The sequence below is a fragment of the Streptomyces sp. GMY02 genome (genome assembly GCF_019056675.1).
GTDB classification, from domain to species: domain Bacteria; phylum Actinomycetota; class Actinomycetes; order Streptomycetales; family Streptomycetaceae; genus Streptomyces; species Streptomyces odonnellii.
In genome coordinates this window covers 1831221-1855246 of record NZ_CP077658.1, presented here as the reverse complement: position 1 = coordinate 1855246, position 24026 = coordinate 1831221, and the positions used below count along the sequence as shown (strand labels likewise).

The following is a 24026-nucleotide window of genomic DNA, read 5'->3' as shown; positions in this document are numbered from 1 at the left end:
AGCCAACGGCGATGCGCCACTCGGCGCGAGGGAGGACGCGCCCGTGGCCCTGCGGCCCTACGCCCTGCGGTGCGACCATCGCACCACCCCGCTGGGAATCGACGAGTCCGCTCCCATGCTCTCCTGGCGTCTCGTCTCCGGCCGCCGGGGCGAGGACCCCGCCGCGTACCGGATCCGGGTCGCCGAGCGGCCGGAGGATCTGGACGAGGGCGGCCGACCCCTGTGGGACACGGGCAGGGTCGAGGACCCGGCGGCGATCGGCGCGGTGTACGAGGGGCCGCCGCTCCGGGCCCGTACGCGCTATCACTGGCGGGTCACCGTCTGGGCGGCCGGGCCGCGCGAGCCGTACGGCCGGGCCGGGTCCTCCGGACCGTACGATGCCGCCGGCCCCGGCGACCCCGCCCGTTCCGCCGATTCCGTCCGCTCCGCCAGTCCTGCCCGTCCTGTCCGTCCCGCGTTTCCGGCCGGTTCTGCCGAGGACACCTCCTGGTTCGAGACCGGGATGACGGTCCGGTCGTCCGACAAACCTTTCAGCGGACCTTCCGACAGGCCTTTCGGCGCACTCTCCGCTACGCCGTCCGAGGCACCGTCAGCCGCCGGTCCCTGGCGGGCCTCCTGGATCGCGCACGACCCCCGCCCCATCGAGGTCATGGACGCCCCGACCGAGGGCGAGCGCGCGCTCGACCACCACGGGCTCGCGCCCTGTCCCTTACTCCGCCGCGCCTTCCCCGGCAGCACCGCCACCCGCGCCCGGCTCTATGTGAGCGCACGCGGGCTGTACGAGGTCCGCCTCAACGGCACCCGGGTCGGCGACGCCGAACTCGCGCCCGGCTGGACCGACTACACCCGCCGCATCCAGTACCAGACGTACGACGTGACCGAACTGCTCCGGGACGGCGAGAACGTCCTCGCGGCGACCGTCGCGGACGGCTGGTGGAGCGGATTCGTCGGCTTCGAACCGCGCAGAGCGGGAGCACACTACGGCTCACGCCCCCAGTTCCTGGCCGAACTCCATTCCACCGGCACCGACGGCCGTACCACCACCATCGTCACCGACGGCTCATGGCGCACCCACACAGGAGCCATCCGGCACGCCGATCTGCTCATGGGCGAATGCCATGACCTCCGGTACGCGGCCGACGGCTGGGACCTGCCCGGTTTCGACGACTCCGGCTGGACACCGGCCCAGGCCGTCGACTCCGACCACCGGCTGCTTGTCGCCTCGGTGGACGAGCCCGTACGGGCGACGGCCACCCTGCGCCCCCGCTCCCTCACCCGTATCCGCGACGGCGTCCATGTTGTCGACTTCGGCCAGAACCTCGCCGGACGGGTACGGCTCCGTCTCGGCCGGCTCGCCCCCGGCGCCCGTGTCGTCATACGCCACGGCGAGGCACTGGACGAGACCGGCGCTCTCTATACGGCGAACCTCCGCACCGCCGCCGCCACCGACATCCTGATCGGCGACGGCCGGGCCCCCGTCGTGTTCGAGCCGCGCTTCACCTACCACGGCTTCCGGTACGCGGAGATCAGCGGAGTCCCTCATCTGGACGAGGACGCTGTCGTCGCCGTGGCCCTGCACAGCGACACCCCGTGGACCGGCGCCTTCGACTGCTCCGATCCCGATGTGCGCAGGCTCCACACCTGTGTGGGCTGGGGACAGCGTTCCAACTTCGTGAGTGTGCCCACCGACTGCCCCCAGCGTGACGAACGGCTCGGCTGGCTCGCCGACGCCCAGGTCTTCCTCCCCACGGCCGCCCTCAACGCCGATGTGGCCGCCTTCTATACGAAGTGGCTGCGGGATGTGGACGACGCACGTACCCCGGACGGAGGCTTCACCAATGTCGCCCCGCGCCTGGTAGGGGTCGCCGACGAAGGAGCCCCCGGCTGGGCCGACGCCGGTGTGATCATCCCTTGGCATCTTTACCGTACGTACGCCGATCCCCGCTTCCTCTCCCGTGCCCTGCCCGGCATGCGCGCCTGGGTCGAACTGATCCACCGCCACAACCCCGACCTGATCTGGCGCCGGCGCGTGGGGCCGCACTTCTCAGACTGGCTCGCCCCGGGCACCCCCACCCCGCGCGACGTCATCGCCACCGCCTACTTCGCGCACAGCGCCCGGCTCACCGCCAGGGCCGCCGACGTCCTCGGACAGCGCGACGTGGCCCGCGACTTCCACAAGCTGGCCTCCGACATCCGCGAGGTCTTCGTCGAACGGTTTGTGACGACCGCCGACCACGGCACCACCGTGCGCGTCGAGGGCGACACCCAGACCGGCTATCTCATCGCGCTGGCCTTCGGCCTGCTGCCGACCGCGGAGGCCGTCGACGGTGCCGCGCGCCGCCTCGCCGAACTGATCGAGCAGGCGGGCCCCGCCCTCCAGACCGGGTTCCTCGGCGTCGCGCTCGCCGCGCCCGTCCTGGACGCCCATGGCCGCGACGATCTCGCGCACGCGCTGCTGCGCCGTACGGACGTACCCTCCTGGCTGTTCCCGCTGCGCCACGGCGCCACCACCATCTGGGAACGCTGGGACGGCTGGACCCCCGAGGCGGGCTTCCGCGCCCCCTCGATGAACTCCTTCAACCACTACGCGCTCGGTTCCATCGGCGAGTGGCTCTACCGCGGGGTGGCGGGCCTCGACCAGAAGCCGGACTCCACCGGATACCGCGAGCTGTGCATCCGCCCCCGCCCCGGCGGACTCACCCACGCGAGTGCCCGCTACGAATCGGCCCGCGGCACGGTCGCGGTGCGGTGGCGGCGCGAGGGGGACCGGTTCGATCTCGACGTGCAGGTACCGCCGGGGGCCACCGCCGAGGTCCGCGTACCCACCAGCGACCCGGAGTCCGTACGCGCTGACGGCGAAGCGGCCGGAGATGCGGACGGAGATGCGGCCGGAGAAGCAGCCAGAGAAGCGGACGGAGATGCGGACGGGGAAGTGGCCGGGGGACGCGGGCCGTACGAGGAACACCGGCAGTACGACGGGCACAAGCCGGTCGACGGGCACGGACGGGACCACGCACCCGGCGGGTATGGCACCAGCCCCCACATCACACGCGTCGCCGCCGCCTCCGACCACGCCCTCTACCGCGTGGCCTCCGGCCGCTACCGCTTCACCGCGGCCCTCACCGCACCGGGCGCGCCCCGCCCGCCGCTCACCCCGCACCCCCGCACATCCGCTCCGGCGGCCCCTTCGTCCGTCGGCTCCCACGAGGAGGACACACCATGACCACGGGTTCTCGCAGCCGTCCGGGCCCCGGCCCCGCCCCGGTCCCGGGTGCGGTCAGCCGCCGGGGGTTCCTCCGTATCGGCGGGGGCGCCGCCGCCCTCGCCGCGCTCCCCCCGGCCCTCACCGGCTGCTCCGGTTCGGGCGGCGGCTCGGGACAGGTACGGATCGTCGGCGTCGCCGACCAGCAGAAGCCGGTCGACGAACTCCTCGCCGCGTACCGTACGAGCCACCCCGACGCCCGCTTCAGCACCTCCTTCGCCCCCACCGACCAGGTCCAGACCGTCGTACGCACCCAGCTCGCCGGCGGCAACGCGCCCGATGTCCATGTGCTGTTCCCCGGCAGCGGCAGCGCGATGTCCATGGTCGAACTGGCCAAGGCGGGACTTCTGACCGACCTCGGCGACCAGAAGTGGACCGAGGGCATCCCCAGGAACTTCGACGCCGCCTACCGCTACGACGGCAAGACCTATCTCTATTCGGCGGGCAGCAGTGTCATCGGGGCGATATACAACAAGAAGGTCTTCGCCGACGCCGGCGTTCAGCCGCCAACCACCTGGGCCGGGCTCCTCGACGTCTGCGCCAGGCTCAAGGCCAGGGGAGTCGTGCCGATCGCCCTCGGCGCCCAGACCCCCTGGGTCACCCAGCTCATCACCTACGCCCTGGTCCCCAACGCCGTCTACGCCAAGTCCCCCGGATTCGACCGGGAGATGGCCGCCGGACGCGCCACCTTCGCGGGCTCCGGCTGGGCCGACGCCCTGGGCAGGTACCAGGAACTCCAGCGCCGCGGCTTCTTCAACGACAACCCCAACGGCACCACCTACGAACAGCAGACCGCGCTCGTCGCGGGTGGCAAGGCCGCCATGGCCGTCCAGGTCTCTGCCGTGCTCTCCGCCTTCCGCGCCGCCGCCAAGACCCCCGACGACCTCGGCATGTTCCCCTTCCCCGGCGGCGACGACCCCGCCCGGTTGTGGATTCCCGCGGGAATCGTCGTCGGCCTCGGAGTGGCGGCGCACGCCAAGAACACCGCCGAGGCCAAGGAGTTCATCGCCTTCCTCGGACAGCAGGAGAACATCGACCGCTGGGCCACAGCCGTCTCCGCGATCCCCTTCAAACGTGGCCCCTCCACCGCCATCGACCCCGTACTGAAGGACTTCCTGCCCATCATCGACGCGAACCGGGCCGTCCCCTTCATGGACCAGAGCTGGCCCAACGCCGAGGTGCAGCCCGCCCACTTCGCGGCCGTACAGGAACTGCTGGCGGGAAAGACGGATGTCAGGGGAGCGCTGGGGCAGATGGACAAGGCCTACGGGCAGGCATCGTGAACTCCCTTCCCAGGACGCCCACTTCGGACAGCGGCGGCGCCGGTGGCAGCGGCGGTGGTGCGGGCGACGCCGACGGAACCCCGGCACCCGGCCTCACGAGCACCTCCGAGCCGGTCGCCAAGGAAACGCACTCCGCCCGCCGCTTCCGGCTCCGCCGCGAACGCCGCGATCCCACCGTCCCCCCATGGCTGTTCGTCGTCCCCGCCCTCGTCGTCTACGCACTCGTCGTCCTCTACCCGAGCGCCTCCGGCGTGGTCTACGCCTTCACCGACTGGTCGGGCGTCGGCGGCTTCTCCTTCGTCGGCCTCGACAACTTCCGTACCCTCCTCGACGACGACCGCGCCCTGGAATCCGTCAGCAACACCCTCCTGCTCACCCTCGCCGTCGTCATCGTCCAGAACGCCGTCGGCCTGCTGCTCGCCCTCGGCGTCAACGCCAACATCCGGTCCCGGTCGCTGCTGCGGGTCATCTTCTTCGCCCCCGCCGTCGTCAGCCCGGTCATGGTGGCCTTCCTGTGGAAGTACGTCTACAACCCCGACAACGGCGCGGGACTCAACGCGGTCCTCGGTGCCGTCGGCCTCGGCGAACTGCGGCAGGACTGGCTCGGCAACCCCTCGCTCGCGCTCTGGTCCGTCGCCGCGATGGTCGTCTGGCAGTACGCCGGATACTCGATGGTCGTCTTCCTCGCCGGCCTCCAGGGCGTACCCCCCGAACTCCACGAGGCCGCCACCATCGACGGCGCCGGAATCCGGCAGCGCTTCCGCTATGTCACCTGGCCGTTGCTGGCCCCCGCGCTGACCGTCAACCTCATGCTGTCGACCATCGGCGGCCTCAAACTCTTCGACCAGGTCTACGCGGCCACCAACGGCGGCCCGGGCACCGCGAGCGAGACCCTCTCGACCGTGCTGTACAAAGAGGCCTTCGTCTTCGGCAAGTTCGGCTACAGCACCGCCGTCGCCCTCGTCCTCGCGCTCTTCGTCGCCGCCGTCTCCCTGGTCCAGCTCCGCTATCTGCGCGCCCGGGAGGTCACCACGTGAACACCACGGCACTCCGGCGCCGCGGCTTCGGGCGCTACGGCCTCGAACTGGTCATGGCGGCCGCGGCCGTCGTCTTCCTCTTCCCCGTGTACGCCCTGGTCACCCTGGCGATGAAGGACCCGCGGCAGATCGCCGAGTCCCCGCTCGCAGCGCCCCTGCCGCCCACCTTCGCCAACTTCGGCAACGCCTGGACCTCCGCGTCCCTCGGCCCGGCCCTGCTCAGCAGTACGGTCATCACCGCCATCAGCCTGCTGCTGCTCATCGCCCTCGGTTCCACCTGCGCCTACTACCTCGCGCGCCGCGCCCGCGGACTCGGCTACGGGCTCTCCATCCTCTTTCTGCTGGGCATCGTGCTGCCCTTCCAACTCGGCATGATCCCGCTGTACAAGCTGGTCGACAGCCTCGGCTGGCTCGGCACGTACCAGGGCATGGTGCTCTTCTACACCGGTATCCAGCTTCCGTTCACCGTTTTCCTCTACACCGGCTTCATCCGCGCCCTGCCCCAGGACTACGCGCAGGCCGCGCTCATCGACGGCTGCGACCACCGGCAGGCCTTCACCCGGATCGTCTTCCCGCTGCTCCGGCCGGTCACGGGCACCGTGATCATCCTCAACGCAGTCTTCATCTGGAACGACTTCTTCACCCCGCTGCTCTATCTGGGCGGTTCGGGCAAGGAGACCGTGCCGGTCGGGGTGTTCTCGTTCGTCGGCCAGTACGTGTCGGACTACGGCCTGGTCTTCGCCGGACTGGTGCTGGCCGCGCTGCCGGTCCTGGTGGTCTTCCTGCTTCTCCAGCGCTATGTGATCAAGGGCTTCGCGGGCGGGCTCAAGGGCTGAACCGGCACGCGGGCCGCGCGCTTCCCGGGCGCCGACGGACCGAGCACAGAACCATGCCGAGGACGGAACCATGACGTACGGACAGCTCCCCGCCCCCATCGCGGCGATCCTCGCCGAACCCCCGCGCGCCTTCTCGCCCACCGCCCTCTGGTGGTGGAGCGGCGAGCGGCTCGACCGCGAACGGCTGCGTGACCAGCTCCAACGGTTTGCGGAGGGCGGGGTGTTCCAGCTCGTCCTGCTCAACCTGGCACCTTCGGGGCCCCTGTTCGGCTCCGACGCCGACGACCCGCCGTTCATGTCCGAGGCGTGGTGGAACCTGCTGGAACGCGTCTGCGACGACGCACGCGATCTCGGGGTGAGCCTCTGGTTCTACGATCAGCTCGGATTCTCCGGAGCCGATCTCCAGGCACGGCTCGTCGACGAACAACCCGCCTATGCCGGGCGCCGGTTGACCCGGATCCGTACGGTCACCGACGAGAGCGGCGAACTGCGCTGCCCCGAGCACGGCGAGCCCCTCGCGGGCCGCGCCGAACCACTCGATGCCGCTGACCGTCCCACCGGGCCCGCCGTCCCGGTCCCGGTGGACGGCCGGACCGTACGGCCCCCCGGCCCCGGGCGATGGCGACTGACGCTCCATCACCATGTGCCGCGCGGCTTCGACTACCTCGGCCAGGAGGCCTGCGCGGCTCTTCTCGACCGGGTGCACGGCGCCTTCGAGCGACGGCTCGGCGACCGGCTCGGGACCACCGTCGTCGGCTCGTTCCAGGACGAACTCCCCGCACTGCCCTCCTGGTCGGCCGGATTCGCCGACGCCTTCCTCCGGCTGCGCGGCTACGACCTCGTCGCCTGCCTGGACGCGCTGTACGAGGACGACACCCGTCCCGACGCCCACCGGATCCGGTACGACTACCACCTGACCCGCGCCGAACTGGCCGAAGAGGCGTTCTTCCGGCCCCTCTTCGGCTGGCACGAGCGCCATGGCCTGCTCGTCGGCTGCGACCAGCAGGACCCCGCCCGTGCCGGACACCCCGTCGGCGGAGTCGAGTTGTACGCCGACTACGCCCGCACCCACTGCTGGTTCTCCGCGCCCGGCTCCGACCACCACGGCGACGCCCGGATCCACTCCTCGCTCGCCCATCTCCACGGCAGGCCGCGCACCTGGATCGAGGCGTTCCACTCCACCGGCTGGGGCGGCACACTGGAGGAGACCTTCGACTGGCTGCTGCCCTGGCTGCGGGCCGGCGCGACCCTCTACAACCCGCACGCCGTCTACTACACGACCAAGGGCGGCTGGTGGGAGTGGGCGCCACCCGCCACCGACTGGCGCCAGCCGTACTGGCGCCACCACCGAGTCTTCGCCGACGCCGTCACCCGGCTCTGCGCGATCCTGAGCCTCGGCCGCCATCTCTGTGACACCGCGGTCCTGCTGCCCACCACCACGGCGCAGGCGGGCACGGCCCTGGACGGGGTCTCCGCCGCCGCGGAGCGCGCTCAGGCCGTCTACCTCGAACTCGTCGGGGACATGACCTGGTTCCACACCCGACCGGGGGTGCTCGACCGGCTCGGCCTCGACGCCGATGTGATCGACGACGAGTCCCTGGCGCGCGCCACCGTACGAGAGGGGTACGGCGACGACGACGGCCCCGACAGTGCCGCGCGGCTCGACAGCGCGGCGCGGCTCTGTGCCGCCGAGGAGCGGTACGCGACGGTCGTGCTGCCCGCGTGCACGGTGCTCGAACAGGACACCGCGCGCAGGCTGGTCGAATTCGCCTCGGCCGGCGGCACCCTGATCGCGGTCGGTGCCCTGCCCGAACAGATCGTCGGCCCCGACGGAGCCGCCACTCTCGACAAGATCCGTGACGAACTGCGCGCCTGCTTCACCGAGGGCCGGGCGGTGCTCGTACCGGAGACTTCGGACCTGACCGCCGCACTCGCCGCGCGGCGCCCGGCCGTCCGGGCGTCCGTGCCCGCGCTGGCGCGGCGCGTCGACGGCGCCACGGTGGTGTTCCTGACCGCCGGCTCCCCGCGCGCGACCCGGGCGTCCGTCGCCGCCCCGGACGAACGGGGCGCGGCGCAGGGCTGGCTCGACGCGCGCTACGACTTCGACCCCGGCCGGTACGCGCGCACGGCGTCGGTACGGGTACGGGGTGGCCGGGGCCCGGCCGTTCTGCTGGATCCGTTCGGCGGCCCTCCCCGCACGCTGCCGGCCCGGTCGGTGGAGGACGACGCGGGGGCGGTGGAGGTGGAGGTGCCGTTCGACTCCGGGCCCGCGGCGGTGCTGGTCTTTCCGGGGCTTTCGGAGGAGGCGTCCGAGGTTGCGCCGGTCGCCGCGCTCGCCCCGGTCGCCGCGCTCGCCCCGGTCGCCGCGCGGCCGTCCCGTACCGTCGTCGAGATCCCCGCCGACGCCGACTGGGAGATGGCGCTCGTCCCGACCCTCGACAACACCTGGGGCGACTTCGCGCGGCCCGCGACCGGCGGACCCGGCGGTCCGGCCGTCGTCGAGTGCCATACGTTCCGGCAGGGCGGCGCCGAAGGCCCCGCCGGGCCCCCGGTCCACGCGACCTTCGGCCCGCACGCGGTGCTGCTCGACCCCGGCGGCGGGGTCCGGTCGACTCTGGAGTGGTCCAGTACGCGCGGCGTCCACAAGGACCCGGTCCACCGCGATGTCCTCGGTCCCAAGGGGCATGTGCCCGAGGAGTTCGTCCTTGTCGGCCCGACGTCCGCCGGGACGGTGGTGCGGGTACGGACCGATCTGCTGCTGGACGAGGACTTCGAGGGGTATCTCGCGATCGGGGCCGCGGCGTCGAAGACGGCCCGACTCGACGGTCTGCCGGTCGAGTTGGCGGACGGCGGCCATCTGGCCATGGGCCCGGTCGGGCTGGCGGCGGGCCGCCATCTCCTGGAGCTGGACCTGATGCTCAATCAGGATGCCGATCTGCGCGCCCACTTGGCGCTCGTCCGCGACCCGGAGCGCTACCGGCGCCCCGAATGGATCCTCCCGCCCGGTGGTGGCCCGGCCGTTGTCGGTACGACCCTGACCCTGGCGGCCGTGCCCGCCCGGGCGGTCGTCCAGGTCGCCGCGCGCGGCCGGTGCGTTCTGCGCGTCAATGGCCAAGTGGTCGGCAGGCAGGGCGGATTCGACCCGTACGCCGAGCACGCGGTGCCCCGGGTGCGCCGGCACGAGGTGGCGGCGGCACTCCGTACCGGCGACAACGAGATCACCGTGGAGACGGACGACGGCGGTACGGACGACGGCCGTACGGACGACAGCGGTACGGGCGTCGGCCGTAGGGACGATGGCGGTACGGGCGGCCGGGATACGGGCCGCGGCGATCCGGCCGTACTGGTGGACGCGGCTCTGTACGACGAGCGCGACCGGGTGGTCGCGACCGCCCACAGCGATGCCACCTGGTGGGCCGGTCGCGCGGGGGAGCGGGGGCCGGTCGCGGTGCGCCGCCAGCCGGTCGGGGATCCGGCCGCCCTCTATCTGCGCCGCAGGCCGCATCCCCTGCCCGGCGCCGCCTGGCTGGACCCGGACGCCGACGACGGGACGGTGGTGCCGGTCGGATTCGCGGTGCCGGGGGCCCCGGCCGAGGCGGAGGAGTGGCTCTGGTACGAACTGCCGCCGGGCACGGTCGGGTTGACGGCCCGGACGTACGGCGAGACCTCGGTGTTCGTGGACGGCCAGGAGCGCCCGGCGGTCACCGTCCTCGGCCCGGACGGTGTGCGCACGGTGACCGCCGATCTGCCGGCCGGAGGTCCCGGCGGGCCGCGCGCCGCCGCCCTGCGCGTACGGACCCGCCCCGCCCACCGGGGAGGCGCGGCCCTGGCCGGTCCCGTACGGTGCGAGACCGGCCCGGGGCTGATCAGGACCGGCGACTGGGAGACGCGGGGCCTCGCCGAGTACAGCGGCGGGGTGCGCTACACACGCCGGATGACGGTCCCGGCCGCGAGCCAAGTCACGGCTGGAGAGCGGCTGTTGCTCGACCTCGGGCGGGTGCGAGGCACCGCGGAGGTACGGATCGGGGGCGCCGCGGCCGGGGTACGTGTCTGCTCCCCGTATGTCTTCGATGTGACCGGACTGGTCGCGGCCGGGGAGGAGTGCACCATCGAGATCACCGTCTTCGGCACGCTCGCACCCCACTTGGACGCGACGAGCCCCACCCACTTCGTCTTCCCCGGCCAGCGCGTCTCCGGGCTGATGGGGCCCGTACGGCTGCTCGTCGGCTGAATCCGGTCGGCCCGGCGGGGGCGTGCCGCTCAGCGCGCCCCCGCCGGCCCCCGCCACCGTGCCCGCGCGCTCTCCACCCGGAACAGATAGGCCGCGTAGGCCTCCTCGTAGAACTCCACCCCCGCCGGATCCGGGTCCACCACCGCGTCCGGCACGGTCCAGACACCGGTGTCCAGGGCGAGACCGAGGTCCGCGCCCCGGGCCGCGACCGCCGCCAGCACCGCACCGCGCGCACCCGGTTCCGGGCCCCGGGCCACCCGCAGCGGGCGGCCCAGCACATCGGCGAAGATCCGCAGCCAGGCGGGATTGCGCGCGCCGCCGCCGCAGACGGCCAGAGCGCCGGTGAGGCCCGCGGCCTCCAGACAGTGCCGGGCCGCGAAGGCGATCGCCTCACACATGCCCCGTACCAGATCGGCGCGCGACGCCCGCAGATCGAGGCCGGTGAACTCGGCGCGCGCGGTGGGATCCACAAAGGGCGCGCGCTCGCCGGACGGTGACAGATAGGGCAGCGCGGCCACCCCGTGGGCACCGCGCGGGGTCTGGTCCAGCAGACCCGAGACCTGCTCGTGGGAGCTGCCGGTCAGACCGAGCACCCAGTCGAGCGCGACGGTCCCGGTCATCGCGGGCAGCGCCCGCATGTGCCGGTCGGGGCGTGCCGTGGCGAGATGGAAACCGACCGGATCCTCGTCCAGCGCGACCCGTTCGACCACGACCTGGCAGGCCAGGGTCGTACCGACGGTCAGCAGCCCGTCCCCCGGCTCGGTCACCCCCGCGCCGAGCGCGCAGGCGGGCAGATCGTACGGACCGGAGCTGACCGGGGTTCCCGCCGCCAGCCCCGGTGTACGGCCGGTGGCCTCCCCGTACGGCAGGGTCGCCGCGATCGGGGGCAGCAGATCGGCGCGGTGTGCGAGCCCGAGATCCGCGAGCACCTCGGGGGAGTAGGCGCGGGTACGGGGATCGAGGAAGGGCACCGAGGCGTCGGAGAGATCGGTGGAGCGCTCGCCGGTGAGCCGGAGATGGAGGATGTCCTTGCAGCAGGCGGCGGTGGCGGCCGCGTCCAGGGACCGCGGTTCGTTCCGGTCGAGCCAGGCCATCAGCGGGCCGGGGGAGCCGGGGAAGAGGACATTGCCGGTGCGCCGGTACAGCCGCTCCGCGGTGCCGTCGGCCATCCAGCGCGCGACGAGATCGCCGGCCCGGCCGTCCATCCACGACAGCGCGGGACGTACGGCCCGGCCCGTCGCGTCGGCCAGCCAGAGGCCGTCGCCCTGACCGGTGAGGGCGACGAGCACGGGCGTACGGTCGCCGGTCACCGCGCCCAGGACGCGGGAGGCGGCCCGTACCACCTCTTCGAGATCCTGCTCCACGCGGTCACCGCGCCCGCCCAGGGAGACGGGGGTGGACTCGACGCGCAGTACGGTGCCGTCCTCGTCGAAGGCCGCCGCTTTGGCGACGGAGGTTCCCATGTCCAGACCGACGAACACTGTGCGGCCCCTTCCCTTGTGGACTTGTGAACTTGCGGCTTGCGGCTTGCGACGTGTGGCTCCGGCCGGAAGCCGTGGTGTTCAGGCGACGCGGTGGGCGAGTTGCTCGCCGCGCAGGTACCTGCCCACCTCGGCGGCGGCGACGCGCGCCGCGTTGTGCGCGACCGACTTGTTCGCGCCCGCGAGATGGGGGGTCATCACCAGCCGGGGAGCGATACGCAGCCGGGAGCCGGGCGGCGGAGGTTCCACGGCGAACACATCGAGCCCGGCCGCCGCGAGCCTCCCCGACTCCAGTGCGTCGCACAGCGCGTCCTCGTCCAGCAGCGCGCCGCGCGCGCAGTTGACCACGACCGCGTCCTTGGGGAGCAGCGCGAGTTCGCGCGCGCCGAGCAGTCCGCGGGTCTCGGGCGTCAGCCGGGCGTGCAGCGAGACGACGGAGGAGCGGCTCAGCAGCTCGTCCAGGCTCACGACCGGGGTGCCGGCCTCGCGCAGCAGAGCGGGGTCGGCGTACGGGTCGTACACCAGGACCTCCGAGCCGAGCGCGGTGAGGGCCCGGGCCACCCGGCTGCCGACCGCGCCGCAGCCGATCAGCCCCACGGTCGCGCCGTCCAGGCCGGGGCCGCAGTTGTCGTACGTGTAGAACTCGCCCGCCCAGCGGCCCGCGGCGAGCGCCGCCGAGGTCTCCGGGATCCGGCGCATCGCGGCGAGGATCAGCCCGATGGTGTACTCGGCGGTGGCGGCGGCGTTGCGGCCCGGGGTGTTGCAGACCTGGACACCGTGCGCCTTGGCTGCGTCCAGATTCACATTGACGGGGCCGCCGCGGCCGACGACCACCAGCCGCAGATCCGGCGATCCGTCGAGGATCTTGCTGGTGACCGGCGCCATCTGGGTGACGCACACCTCGGCCCCGGCCAGCGCGGCGAGGAGCGTGTCCTCGTCGCCGGACGCCTCGTCGACCTCGGAGACCGGGCCGAAGGGCGTCAGCGGCCAGGGCAGACGCAGTTGGCCGATGGTGTGGGCGGCGCCGATCACGGCCGTCAGTTCCCGGGTGAGCAGTTCGGGGGCGACGAAGTGGTCTCCCGCGGCGAGGATTCTCATCGGCCGGATCTCCTTGGCGTGGTACGGCGGGAGCCTGGCGGCCCGTGGGCCCGGCTCCCGTGGGTGCCCGGGCCCTCAAGCGGGCTCAGGTGGCGCCCGAGCCGTCAAGTGGGCTCAGGTCGGGGCGAGTTCGTAACGGACACCGCTCTCGTCGAGGGCCTTGACGGCCTCCGGCGGTGTGCGGTCGTCGATCAGTACGAGGTCGAACGCGGTGAGCGGGGCCAGCCGGTGCAGCGCGGTGCGGGTCAGCTTCGAGTGGTCGATCATCAGCACATTGCGGCCGGCGGCCTTGAGCATGGCGCGCTTGACCGCGACTATGCGCTGTTCCTGGTGGAAGGCGTAGTCGCCGAACACGGACGAGGTGGAGACGAAGCACACATCCACCCGCAGCGCCTCGACGGCCTCCACACAGGGCACCCCGAGGAAGGAGTCGTGCAGCGGGTCGTAGTCGCCGCCCAGCGCCATCAGATGGATGCCGCGCTCCTCGGCGAGCAGGTTCAGCGCTTCGAGGAAGTTGGTGACGACCGTCAGCGGTTCGATACGGGGGAGGAGCCGGGCCAGTTCCAGTGTGGTGGTCGAGTCGTCGATCATCACCGACATACCGGGCTCGATGAGGGTGACGGCCTTGGCTGCGAGCGCCTCCTTCTCCGCCCGCATCGCGTTCTTCCGGTACGCCACATTGCTCTCGAAGACGCCCGAGGGCTGCGCGGTGACCCCGCCCCGGAACTTGCGCAGGACGCCTTCGCGTTCGAGTTCGTCGATGTCCCGGTAGATCGTCATCGGACTCACACCGAACCGCTCCGCCAGGTCCGCCGCCGAGGTCGATCCCTCGCTCAGCACAAGGTCGGAGATCTCCCGGCGCCGCTGTATGGGGCCGCGCTGGCTCTTGTCGTCCTCTGGCATTCCCGGTCCTGTTCCGCGCGCTGGTCGCGCGCGTCTGTCGCGTTCGCTGATCCGTTGCCCCGAGACACCTCATCAATAACATGAAGCTCTGAGGATATAACATAGATTACTGATGTAGCGTTTGGCAGTGTTCACCACGGCCATCGACCGGGTCAACCCGTCCAGCGGTGCCACGACCCCGTCCTCACCAGGTGAGACAAGGCATCCCGGGCTCGCGGGCGGTGGCCGCGGCGCGATGGCGGTCGCCGGTGGCCCTGGTGTGAAAAGCATGGTGAGACCACTGGGGGATCCGGCGGACAACGAGAAGGCCACCAGCGGACAAAGAGAAGACGACGCGACGGGGAAGGCGGGAATCCGTGACGGACACACGCCACAGAGACGTGTGGATGGGGATCGACCTGGGGACCCAGAGCGTGCGCGCCCTGGCCGTCACCGACGACGGACATGTGCTCGGGCGGGGCTCCGCTCCTCTCACCGGTCGTCGCGACGGGCACCGTCATGAACAGCTCCCGTCCGATTGGTGGAAAGGCGTCGGCGCGGCGGTCCGCCGGACCCTGCGGACACTCTCCGCCGCACGGGTGCGCGGGGTGGCGGTCTGCGCCACCTCGGGCACCGTACTGCTCACCGATTCCCGGGGGACCCCCCTGACGCCGGCGCTGATGTACGACGACGGGCGGGCCGGGGAGGAGGCGCGGGACGCGCAGGAGGCGGGCGAGGAGGTGTGGCGCTCGCTCGGCCACCGTATCCAGCCGACCTGGGCCCTGGCCAAACTGCTCTGGCTCGTACGGTCGGAGCGGGGCGGTCCAGGGGGCGACGGGGGTGGCCGGGGTGCTCCGGGGGGCGGAGGTGGTGGCCGGGGTGCTCCGGGCGGTGGAGGTGGTGCGGCCGGCTCCGGTGAGTCCGGCTCCGGTGCGAGCGGCTTCGGTGCGAGCGGCTCTGGTACGTCCGGAGCCGGCGGGTCCGGTGCGGGTGCGTCCGGGTTCAAGGGTGCCCGGGTCTGCCACCAGGCGGACTTCATCACCACCCGGCTCGTCGGGCGCCCGGTGGCGACCGACTCCAGCCATGCCCTCAAGACCGGCTACGACCTGCGCACCCGTACATGGCCGACGGCCGTCCACGACCGGCTCGGGCTCTCCGGCCTCGACTTTCCTGCCGTGGTGCTCCCCGGGACACCGCTCGGTACGGTGTGCGCGGAGGCGGCGGAGGCCACGGGACTGGCCGAGGGGACCCCGGTGATCGCGGGCATGACCGACGGCTGCGCGGCCCAACTCGGCTCGGGGGCCTGGGGCGTGGGGCGGTGGAACACGGTCCTCGGCACCACACTCGTCCTCAAAGGCGTCACCGACACCCCGCTCCACGATCCCGCCGGCGTGCTCTACAACCACCTTTCCCCGGACGGGCACTGGCTGCCGGGCGGTGCCTCCAGCGTTGGCGCGGGCGCCCTGACGCAGGCGTTCCCCGGGGCGGATCTGGCTCAGCTCGACCGGCTGGCCGCCGCGCACGAACCGGCCGGGGTCGTCGCGTACCCCCTGGTCTCGCGCGGGGAGCGCTTCCCGTTCCTGGCCGCGGACGCCGAGCCCTTCGTCCTGGGGCGGCCGGCCGACGACGGCGATCACCATGCCGCGCTGCTCCAGGGTGTCGCCCTGGTCGAACGGCTCTGTCTGGCCTATGTCCGGTTCCTGGGTGCCCCGGCCCATTCACCGATCGCGTTCACCGGCGGCGCCACGAGCAGCCCGTACTGGAACCAGCTCCGTGCGGACATCCTCGGACTGACCGCCACCATCCCCGAACACACGGATTCCGCGCTGGGGATGGCTGTGCTCGCGGCACATGGGGTCCGGACACATGAGGGCCGGGCACATGGGGCCCAGGCACATGGGGCCCAGGCACATGAGGGCCAGGCACATGGGGGCCAGGCACATGGGGGCCAGGCACATGGGGCGGCGCCACATGGTGCGTCGGCATATGGCGAGTCGACACTGCTCTCCACCGTACGGAGCATGGTGCGCGTACGGACGATCCTGGATCCGCGGCCCCAGGTCACCCCGCGTTTTCACGAGCCCTTTGTCACCCTGGTGGACGCCCTGGAGCGGCGCGGCTGGCTCCCTTCGGAAACCGCCGCCTACGCACGGGAGCACGGATGACAGCCTCGGCAAAGGAAGCAGGACAGGCCCCGGAGCCCACGGCTTCCACCACTCTCTTTCTCGCCCGGCACGGCGAGACGATCTGGCACGACGAGAACCGCTATGCCGGGGTCAGCGACATCGCGCTGACCCCGCGTGGAATCCAGCAGGCCGAAGCACTCGGGAGCTGGGCGGCGGGCGCCGGACTCGACGCGATCGTGACCTCGCCCCTCACCCGCGCCCGCCGCACCGCCGAACCCGCTGTCCGCACCACGGGACTGGTTCCGGTCGTCGAACCGGACCTGGCCGAGCTGGACTTCGGCGTCGCCGAGGGCCGGACCCTGGCCGAACTCGAAGCAACGTACCCCCAGGAGGTCGCGGACTTCCGCCGCGACCCGGCCGCCCATCCGCTGCCCGGCGGCGAGGACCCGAAGTCCGCAGCCGACCGTGGCGCCGCCGCCCTGTTGCGGCTGGCGGGGACCCATCCGGGCGGTCGTGTGCTGGCCGTCGCGCACAACTCCCTGTTCCGGCTGGTGCTGTGCAGGCTGCTCGGTATCCCGGAGAGCGAGTACCGGCGGGTGCTCCCGAAGCTGCGCAACTGCGCGATCACCGAACTGCGGGTGTCGCGTGGACAGGTGGCGCTCATGTCGTACAACGTGCCGACGGAGTAACGGGCGAGGCGCGCGGGGCGAAGTGCGCGGGGTGTGGGGCGCGGGGTGTGGGGCGCGGGGTGTGGGGCGCGGGGCGCGAGGGGCGCGGCGGTCGTGGGGCCGGCGCGCCGTTCGCCGTCAGCGCGCGAGCCGCAGGAACAACAGCGAGGTGTCCAGCGCCGCTTCGAGATGGGCGCTGCTGCCGGTGGACATCAGGATGGTCACGCCGCCCTGGACGGCTGCGAGAATCGCGGCCGCGGTGCGCCCGGCGTCGAGACCTTCGGCGATATGGCCGTGCCGCTGCATCTCCCTGATACCGACCAGCAGTTGGTGCTCCCACCGCTCGATGAGCCGTGCCGTCACAAGCTGCGCGGCGGGGGTGCTGCGGCCCAGTTCGGTGATCAGCACACCGAGCGGGCAGTTCATGCCCTGCCGCTGGTAGCGGAGGACGACCGCGTCCCGCCATGACTCCCAGGCGCTCCAGGTGGTCAGTTGGCCGAGGTGCGGCTGCTGGTCCTCCAGTACACGCTCCGCCTCGCGCTCGGCGACGGCGAGCAGCAGTTCCTCCCTGCCGTCGGGGAAGTAGTGGAAGAGCTGGCCCTTGCTGGTCGCGGTCCTGCGGCAGACATCGTCCAGGGTGGTGGCCAGGACCCCGCGGTCGTGGATCTCGGCCACGGCGCCGTCGATGATCCGCTGCCGGGTCGCCGTTCCCTTGGCGGTCAGTGCCTTCGGCATGTCGGCCGTCCTTCCGATGCCTGCCGGTCCCATCGTCTGGACCTGCTGGTCTATTTTAGTTCAACTGGTTCAGGCCATGTGGGTGACACGACCGGTGTGGGCGACCTCCAGTGGTGTGAAGGCGACGCGCGTCACGGATCCGTCATCCGCCCAGGTCACCTCGATGGTGTCCAGGTCCGCACCCGGCAGCCGCACCTCGCTCACGGCCACGGACAGCGGGGCCGCGGCGGGCTCCGCGGTGAGGGTGGCGAGGGCGGCGAAGAGGGCTGTCCCCCCGGCCTCGCCGGTCAGCCGGGGCACCCGCGCCCAGCGGGTGAAGGCCGTGCCCTGCGGTGCCCGTTGCTCGTCCGGGCCCGCCCAGCCGTACAGGCCGTGGAGAGCGGACCGTACGCCGTCGTCGCCGTCAGGACCTTCGTCCGGACCGGGGCCGGTCGCCCAGCCCGTCTGGCGTACGAGCGTGCCGGGCGGTGCGCCCAGGACGCGGTGCGCGCGCAGCTCGTACCGGCCCCTGACGACCGTCACGCTTTCGACCCGCAGCTCGGGCACCATGGGCGGACCCGAGGCGAACACCGGCAGATGCCAGGAGGCGGCCCAGCCCCAGCCGTCGCCCTGCCCCGTGCCCAGGGGGCGGATACGGCGGCGGACACTGCGGACTCCGGCGATCTCGACGGACAGATGGTTGTCCGCGAGGTTCTCGACCGAAGTGGGGCCCGTCCGGGTGGAGTAGGCCTGCCGGCCGTAGTACGGGTCGTCCTCCGAGGCCGGCTCGCCCTCGTGGGGCCGGATGTTGTCACTGCCGTGATTGTGCAGCCGTACGATCCCGTCCGCCGCCGTCGACTGCACCAGCAGCCCCGGCGCGGCCAGGGCGAGCACACGGTCGGGGCCCTCACTGGGGGCGGGCTCCTCGGTCGCCGTCCACAAGGGGTGGTCCGGAGGTGCGAGCAGAGCGACAAAGGCCTTGGACGCCCAGTAGGGGGAGGCCGGGCCCGAGTAGCGCTGGAGTGTGGCGACGTGGGGGCCGTGCCAGCCCAGGCTCAGCAGGCCGTCCGTACCGATGGCGCCGCGGTCGAGGAAGTAGCGCAGCGAGCCGCTCAGCAGGCGCCGCGAGACACCGGGGGCGAGCGGGGTGTGCCCGGTGACGGCACCCAGGGCGACCGCCGCGCCGGCCGCGAAACGGTAGGTGAGCGAGCGGCCGAAGTGGATCGGCGCACCGTCGCCGCCGAACAGCAGCGAGAAACTCTCCAGATGCTCGCGCAGCCGCGCGCCATGACGCGCGGTCGCCCTGGAAGTCACCTCGGATATCGCCTCGGGCGTCACCCCGGATGCCGTCCCGGGTGTGTTGCCCCCGGCTTCCGGGTTGCCCAACTTGCCTTCCAGGCTTGAAAGATGGGCGTCCAGGACCGGATACAGGTGCAGGGCCCAGCCGTTGTAGTGGTCGAAGGCGCGGCCGTCGCCGTCGGTGTACCAGCCCTGCCCGCGGTACCACCCCTCCAGCAGCCCGAGCGCCCGCTCCCGCGCGCGGGCCGTCTCGGTGTCGCCGCGGCCCACCGACTCCAGGAATCCGGCGACCGAATAGGGGAACAGGTACCAGTTGTTGGGAGCCGGGGTGTGCCGCAGCGCGCCACGCAGCCACTCCTCGGCGCGGTCCTGGACCGCCGGGTCCAGCCGGTCCCAGAGCCAGGCCCTGGTCAGCCGCAGCCCGATGGCGACGGACGCGGACTCGACCATGGGCTGGCCGTGCACATCGTGACCGAGGACCAGCGGCCAGGACTCGGCGTCGTCGCGTCCGGGGGTATGGGTCCCGGCCGCGAGCCCCTCCGCGTACCGGTCGAGCCAGCCGTACGGGTCCGCGCCGCCCGCGCCCGCGACCCGGAACGCGGCAGCCAGGAACGTACGGGCGTACCCCTCCAGTCCGTCCGAGCGCACCCCGGAGACGGAGGGCCGCCCCGGGAGATCGAGCAGGGCGCGGCCGGGGAGGCCCACTGCCAGGCGGCGCGCAGCAGCCCGTCGGCGACGGCTTCCCAGTGCGCCCGGGTGTAGCCGGTGAACGGGCTGAGCACACGGTCCTCGTCGGGCAGCGGGACCACATGGTGTCCGGGCACATGGCGCTCAGACCCAGGGCGCTCCGACCCATGCTGCTCGGACCCATGGCGCTCGGACCGGTGTTCGCCCCCATGGTGCGGGCCCATATGGTGTTCGCCCCCATGTGGCGCGGGCACATGGTGCTCGCCCACACGGCCTTCGCGCCCATGGCGTCCGGCTATGGGGGCGCCGTCCGGTCCAGTTGCTTCGTACGGTCCGGTCATGCGAGGAACGCCAGCCTTTCGCGTCGTACGGGATGGGCGAAGCCCTCGCCCGCCGCCCAGCGGGCGATCTCACCGACCGCCAGATCCGCCAGTCGCCGTAGCTCATTGCCCAGCGAACCCGCGAGATGCGGGGTGATCAGCGCGTTCTCGCACTCCCACAGCGGATGGTCCGCGGGCAGTTCCTCCGGCTCCGTGACATCGAGGACGGCCCGGATCCGGTCCGCCCGGAGCACCTCGGTCAGGGCGTCCTGATCGACGACGGCGCCGCGCGCGGTGTTGATCAGGACGGCGTCCTGCCGCATGGACAGCAGGAGTTCACGGCTGACGAGGCCTCGGGTGGCGGGCAGCAGCGGGGTGTGCACGCTCACCGTGTCGCTCGCGGTGAACAGTTCACCGAGCCCGACCGCCCGGGCACCGAGCGCGGCGGCCTCCTCGTCGTCGACGTACGGATCGTGCAGCAGCACCGGAAGATCGTACGGCCGCAGCAGTTCGATGACCCGTCGGCCGATCAGCGAGGCCGACAGAATGCCCACGGTGCGGCGGTAGTTGCCCACCTCGGGTGCCGTGGGCAGCCACTCCTCGCGGCGGCGCGACGCACGGTAGTCGCGGGCGCGTTCCAGGGCGCGTTTGCCGGAGAGCAGGATCATCGCGACGGTGTACTCGGCCACCGGCAGGGCATTGGCGGCGGCAGCCGAGGACACCTCGATCCCGCGCTCCCAGCAGGCCTCGGTGATATGGCCGCGTACCGAACCGGCGGTGTGGACGACCGCGCGCAGCCGTGGTGCCGACTCCAGGACGGCCGCGTCCAGGGGCGGGCAGCCCCAGCCGGTGACGAGGAGTTCGGCGTCGGCGAGGGCGGCGCGGGCCCGGTCGGTGGTGAAGTCGTCGAGGACGGGCGGCGGCGCCAGTTCGCACACGGCGCTCAGGGCGCTGAGCGCGTCGGGGCCGAGGACACCGGCGGCGGCGTCCGGTGCCATGGCGAGCGCGGCGCGCGGCTTGGCCCTCGGGGGGCGTGCGGCGGACGAGGCGGACGAGGCGGGCGGGATGGGCGGGACGGGTGCGGCGGTCATCGTTCTCCTGGTACGGGAGCGGGGGCCGGGCGGCGCCCCGGGGCAGGGGCGCCTCCCTTGGCGCAGCCCCCATCCTCCTCCAGGACGAGCCGGGCGCGGCGCGGTGTCCCGTACCCCCGCACACCCCGGCCCCCCCGCACACCCCCCGTACCTTCGGCGCACCCCCGTACCCCCCGCACCGAACGGTCTCCCGTACCGACGCACGATCCCGCCGTGCCCCGGAGTTCACTCGAAGGGCACGGTGAGGCAGGCGAGCCGCGCGCCCGCCGTTCCCGCCTCGCCCGGGGTCGTCGCCGTCCCGTGCTCATGGATGACCACCGACCCCGCCTGACCCGGCCGGAACCGCCAGGTGTGCCGGGACTCCGCGGTGGCCTGGCCGCCGCTGCCGGTCGTGAAGTCCAGCCAGATCTCGTTCTCCGGGTTGGCGTAGGCGGGGTCGGTGGAGGGCTGCTCGGGGTCCTTGACGTTCTGGTAGTGCGGCCCCGCGTCTTCGGGGGTGCTGCCGCACGGTTCGGTGTGCACATGTGCGCCGTACATACGGTTGGGCAGCAGCCCGCTCACGCTGAGCCGGACGTCGGTGCCCGAGCCGGCGGTCTCCTTGCCGGCATGCCCGCCGACGCGACGATCCCCCACCCGCTCGACGACGGCGATGCGCGCGCCCACGGGCACCAGCTTCACGTCGTACGTCAGCGCCTCGGCGAGCCGGCGCGGTGACGGCGGTACGAACACCCCTGCCGCCCTCACCTCCCCCGCCTTCACCCAACGGGATTCGTCCTGTGCGAACGCGGTGGTGGCCGGCGAGGTGAGCAGGGCCGTGACGGCGAGAGCGGCGGACGCCTTACGAGGGATCCTCGCGGGCTTCATCAGTTTCACGGGCTTCAGGGGCTTCACGGGTGGTCTCCTTCGATGATGGGGATGAGGAGTCCAGCGTGGTCGATGGTGGTGGCCCGACGTGTCACCTGGCGAGTCCGCGCCATCCACCGCCCACTGAGGCGAGCGTAACGACGAGCACGACCCCTGGCAGCTCCGGAAAGTGACCGTACAACTACCCCGGGCGAGCGCCAACGGTGCCCCCGCGCGCCGCCCGCCCCGCCCGGAAACCCCGCCCGCCGGGCTCCTCCATACGACTGACGCGCGCCCGGCGCGCGGCTTCACGGCGGGTGAGTGGTTCGGCCCCGGCGGGCCCGGTGGTGCCCGTCGCCCAGTGAGACCGGCACCGGTCGGCAAGGAGGCGCCCGTCGCGGCGCGGAAGCTCCAGCGGCGCCGGGCACCCAGACGGTGCGCGGACCGTTGTCGTACCCGGAAGGCACAATCGGCGCATGTCTGAGATCTTCGTCGACCTGGGAAAGGTCACTGCGCCGTCGGGTGTGCTGGTACTCGGCATGGCCGGGTGGCACCATCCGCTCCGCGCCGGTTCTGTCGACGTCGGCGGTTGCCAGATGCTCGGCATCGAGTGGGACGAGGGCGACCACTCGATCAGGCACCGCGGTGAGCGGGACGCCGACCAGGTCTATCCGGTCACGCTCGAAGCCGACCAGGCGGGAACGATGGTGATGCGATGGACGATTCCGCCCTACGACGGTGAACTGTGACACGAGCTGCGAGATCAGCGGACGCTGTCGTCTCAGTTGATCTGGACTGCCTCCGTCGTTTCGAACTGGATTAGTGGAAGGGCCAACGAGATTGACCATGCACGATGACCAAGTGCACGTGACCACCGACATCGTTGCGACCTTGATCCAGGAACAGTTCCCTCAGTGGAGCGGCAAGGCGATCCAACTCCTGTCGTCGACCGGGACGGTCAACGCCATCTTCCGCATCGGGGAGGACCTCTCCGCGCGTTTCCCGCTGCGTCTGACCGATGCGGCGGAGGCGCTGGCGGTTCTGGAACGGGAAGCCGAGGCGAGCGCGGAACTGGCACAGGTGTCCCGGTTCCCCGTTCCGGAACCCGTCGCCCTGGGAAAGCCCGGAGCGGGCTATCCCATGCCGTGGTCCGTCCAGACATGGCTGCCGGGAACGGTCGCCTTCGAAGCCGACCCGAGTGGGTCGGACGCTTTCGCCGAGGATCTTGCGGCCTTCATCGCAGCCCTGCGGGACGCCGAGACGCGGGGGCGGCGTTTCAGCGGCGAGAACCGTGGCGGCGTTCTCGCTCACCACGACGACTGGATGGCGACGTGCTTCGAGGAGAGCAAGGGGCTGCTCGACGTGCCCCGGCTGCGCCAGGTGTGGAGCCACCTCAGGGAGTTGCCACGCACGGGTGCCGACGTGATGAGCCATGGTGACCTGATTCCCGGCAACGTACTGGTCGCGGGAGACCGGCTCAGCGGCGTGCTCGACACCGGCGGCTTCGGCCCGGCCGACCCCGCGCTGGATCTGGTCGGCGCATGGCACCTGCTGCAACCGGGCCCACGGGAAGTGCTCCGGCGGACACTGGCCTGCGACGATCTGGAGTGGGAGCGCGGCAAGGCATGGGCCTTCGTACAGGCGATGGGTCTTGTCTGGTACTACGTCGAGAGCAATCCGACGATGAGCGGAATGGGGCGCCGGACACTCGACCGCATTCTGGAGCCGACGGAATGATGTCGCCCCATCGCGGGCCGTGACAGATCGCTTGATCTGGTCGCAGGTCGATCATTGCGGTCAACTCGACCTTCTCGGCAATGCCCTTGTCCGACGTACGACAGCCCGACGTACGACAGCCCGACGTACGGCTCCGCAAGATCCGCCCCGACCGGTGGCGGCCACCCAGCACCCCCAGTACGTCCCACCCCCCAGTACGTCCCCTCGTACGACTGGCTTCGCCGGCCAGGGAGCCGGAACGACTGGGTTCGCTGTCAAGCGCCTCGATCGGACGGCAGAGGTCGGCCGGGCCCGCGCATGACCGCGCGGCGGGCATGTATTAGAGTTATCTCGACATCGAGATATCTGCCGAAGGCGTACCCGCAGCCGCCAGTCGGTAAGGGTTACCTAACCAAGTCTTACCTTAGCGGATCGGCGAGGGCCGTGGCGGC

General features: G+C 72.1%; 15 protein-coding genes and 1 pseudogene. 9 read left to right on the top strand and 7 right to left on the bottom strand.

Annotated features, from left to right (window positions below; all coding sequences use genetic code 11):
• Nucleotides 1-43 precede the first annotated feature (43 nt).
• From KQY30_RS07730 to KQY30_RS07710, 5 genes are all read left to right on the top strand, one after another.
• Complete coding sequence (locus KQY30_RS07730; protein WP_217306199.1) at nt 44-3223, top strand: alpha-L-rhamnosidase; 3180 nt, start codon at nt 44-46, stop codon at nt 3221-3223.
• A complete protein-coding gene (locus KQY30_RS07725; RefSeq protein WP_217306198.1) occupies nt 3220-4545 on the top strand; it encodes an extracellular solute-binding protein in 1326 nt (441 codons plus the stop codon). The genes KQY30_RS07730 and KQY30_RS07725 overlap by 4 nt, the downstream gene beginning before the upstream one ends.
• On the top strand, nt 4542-5582 hold the full coding sequence (locus KQY30_RS07720; RefSeq protein WP_217306197.1) for a carbohydrate ABC transporter permease: 1041 nt from the start codon (nt 4542-4544) through the stop codon (nt 5580-5582). Before KQY30_RS07725 ends, KQY30_RS07720 begins: the two co-directional genes overlap by 4 nt.
• On the top strand, nt 5579-6418 hold the full coding sequence (locus KQY30_RS07715; protein ID WP_254407007.1) for a carbohydrate ABC transporter permease: 840 nt from the start codon (nt 5579-5581) through the stop codon (nt 6416-6418). Before KQY30_RS07720 ends, KQY30_RS07715 begins: the two co-directional genes overlap by 4 nt.
• A 70-nt stretch (nt 6419-6488) precedes the next feature.
• Nucleotides 6489-10649, top strand: a complete 4161-nt coding sequence (locus KQY30_RS07710) for a hypothetical protein (protein WP_217306196.1) — start codon at nt 6489-6491, stop codon at nt 10647-10649.
• Nucleotides 10650-10678: 29 nt separating this feature from the next.
• Here the strand turns inward: KQY30_RS07710 and KQY30_RS07705 are convergent, their stop codons facing one another.
• The 3 genes from KQY30_RS07705 to KQY30_RS07695 all read right to left on the bottom strand — a co-directional run bounded on the left by KQY30_RS07705 (nt 10679) and on the right by KQY30_RS07695 (nt 14131).
• The gene (locus tag KQY30_RS07705) at nt 10679-12130 is read right to left on the bottom strand and encodes an FGGY-family carbohydrate kinase (protein WP_217306195.1); all 1452 of its coding nucleotides are present in this window, start codon (nt 12128-12130) and stop codon (nt 10679-10681) included.
• A gap of 81 nt (nt 12131-12211) precedes the next feature.
• The gene (locus KQY30_RS07700; RefSeq protein WP_217306194.1) at nt 12212-13228 is read right to left on the bottom strand and encodes a 2-hydroxyacid dehydrogenase; all 1017 of its coding nucleotides are present in this window, start codon (nt 13226-13228) and stop codon (nt 12212-12214) included.
• A 114-nt stretch (nt 13229-13342) separates the two neighbouring features.
• Complete coding sequence (locus KQY30_RS07695) at nt 13343-14131, bottom strand: DeoR/GlpR family DNA-binding transcription regulator (protein WP_217306193.1); 789 nt, start codon at nt 14129-14131, stop codon at nt 13343-13345.
• A 386-nt stretch (nt 14132-14517) separates the two neighbouring features.
• On the opposite strand from KQY30_RS07695, the gene KQY30_RS07690 reads away from it, so the two are divergent.
• Nucleotides 14518-16275, top strand: coding sequence for an FGGY-family carbohydrate kinase (locus tag KQY30_RS07690; protein ID WP_254407551.1), 1758 nt, complete (start codon nt 14518-14520; stop codon nt 16273-16275).
• A complete protein-coding gene (locus tag KQY30_RS07685; protein WP_217306192.1) occupies nt 16272-16925 on the top strand; it encodes a histidine phosphatase family protein in 654 nt (217 codons plus the stop codon). The genes KQY30_RS07690 and KQY30_RS07685 overlap by 4 nt, the downstream gene beginning before the upstream one ends.
• Nucleotides 16926-17042: 117 nt before the next feature.
• Here the strand turns inward: KQY30_RS07685 and KQY30_RS07680 are convergent, their stop codons facing one another.
• The 4 genes and pseudogenes from KQY30_RS07680 to KQY30_RS07665 all read right to left on the bottom strand — a co-directional run bounded on the left by KQY30_RS07680 (nt 17043) and on the right by KQY30_RS07665 (nt 21906).
• Nucleotides 17043-17639: a TetR/AcrR family transcriptional regulator gene (locus tag KQY30_RS07680; protein ID WP_217306191.1), complete on the bottom strand. Its 597-nt coding sequence runs from the start codon at nt 17637-17639 to the stop codon at nt 17043-17045.
• Between the two features lie 69 nt (nt 17640-17708).
• A pseudogene (locus tag KQY30_RS07675) lies at nt 17709-19726 on the bottom strand (DUF2264 domain-containing protein).
• Between the two features lie 215 nt (nt 19727-19941).
• On the bottom strand, nt 19942-20922 hold the full coding sequence (locus KQY30_RS07670) for a hydroxyacid dehydrogenase (protein ID WP_254407550.1): 981 nt from the start codon (nt 20920-20922) through the stop codon (nt 19942-19944).
• A gap of 318 nt (nt 20923-21240) precedes the next feature.
• Nucleotides 21241-21906 (bottom strand): superoxide dismutase family protein, encoded by a 666-nt coding sequence (locus KQY30_RS07665; RefSeq protein ID WP_254407005.1) that lies wholly within the window; start codon nt 21904-21906, stop codon nt 21241-21243.
• Between the two features lie 428 nt (nt 21907-22334).
• On the opposite strand from KQY30_RS07665, the gene KQY30_RS07660 reads away from it, so the two are divergent.
• Nucleotides 22335-22607, top strand: coding sequence for a hypothetical protein (locus KQY30_RS07660; protein WP_254407004.1), 273 nt, complete (start codon nt 22335-22337; stop codon nt 22605-22607).
• A gap of 97 nt (nt 22608-22704) precedes the next feature.
• On the top strand, nt 22705-23595 hold the full coding sequence (locus KQY30_RS07655; protein ID WP_217306189.1) for an aminoglycoside phosphotransferase family protein: 891 nt from the start codon (nt 22705-22707) through the stop codon (nt 23593-23595).
• Nucleotides 23596-24026: the final 431 nt, after the last annotated feature.

What these genes read in the sequence shown, in the direction of transcription:
- KQY30_RS07725 (WP_217306198.1), top strand. Translation starts at nt 3,220, where the DNA reads ATGACCACGGGTTCTCGCAGCCGTCCGGGCCCCGGCCCCGCCCCGGTC.
- KQY30_RS07710 (WP_217306196.1), top strand. Translation starts at nt 6,489, where the DNA reads ATGACGTACGGACAGCTCCCCGCCCCCATCGCGGCGATCCTCGCCGAA.
- KQY30_RS07700 (WP_217306194.1), bottom strand. Translation starts at nt 13,228, where the DNA reads ATGAGAATCCTCGCCGCGGGAGACCACTTCGTCGCCCCCGAACTGCTC.
- KQY30_RS07695 (WP_217306193.1), bottom strand. Translation starts at nt 14,131, where the DNA reads ATGCCAGAGGACGACAAGAGCCAGCGCGGCCCCATACAGCGGCGCCGG.
- KQY30_RS07690 (WP_254407551.1), top strand. Translation starts at nt 14,518, where the DNA reads ATGGGGATCGACCTGGGGACCCAGAGCGTGCGCGCCCTGGCCGTCACC.
- KQY30_RS07685 (WP_217306192.1), top strand. Translation starts at nt 16,272, where the DNA reads ATGACAGCCTCGGCAAAGGAAGCAGGACAGGCCCCGGAGCCCACGGCT.
- KQY30_RS07680 (WP_217306191.1), bottom strand. Translation starts at nt 17,639, where the DNA reads ATGCCGAAGGCACTGACCGCCAAGGGAACGGCGACCCGGCAGCGGATC.
- KQY30_RS07670 (WP_254407550.1), bottom strand. Translation starts at nt 20,922, where the DNA reads ATGGCACCGGACGCCGCCGCCGGTGTCCTCGGCCCCGACGCGCTCAGC.
- KQY30_RS07660 (WP_254407004.1), top strand. Translation starts at nt 22,335, where the DNA reads ATGTCTGAGATCTTCGTCGACCTGGGAAAGGTCACTGCGCCGTCGGGT.
- KQY30_RS07655 (WP_217306189.1), top strand. Translation starts at nt 22,705, where the DNA reads ATGCACGATGACCAAGTGCACGTGACCACCGACATCGTTGCGACCTTG.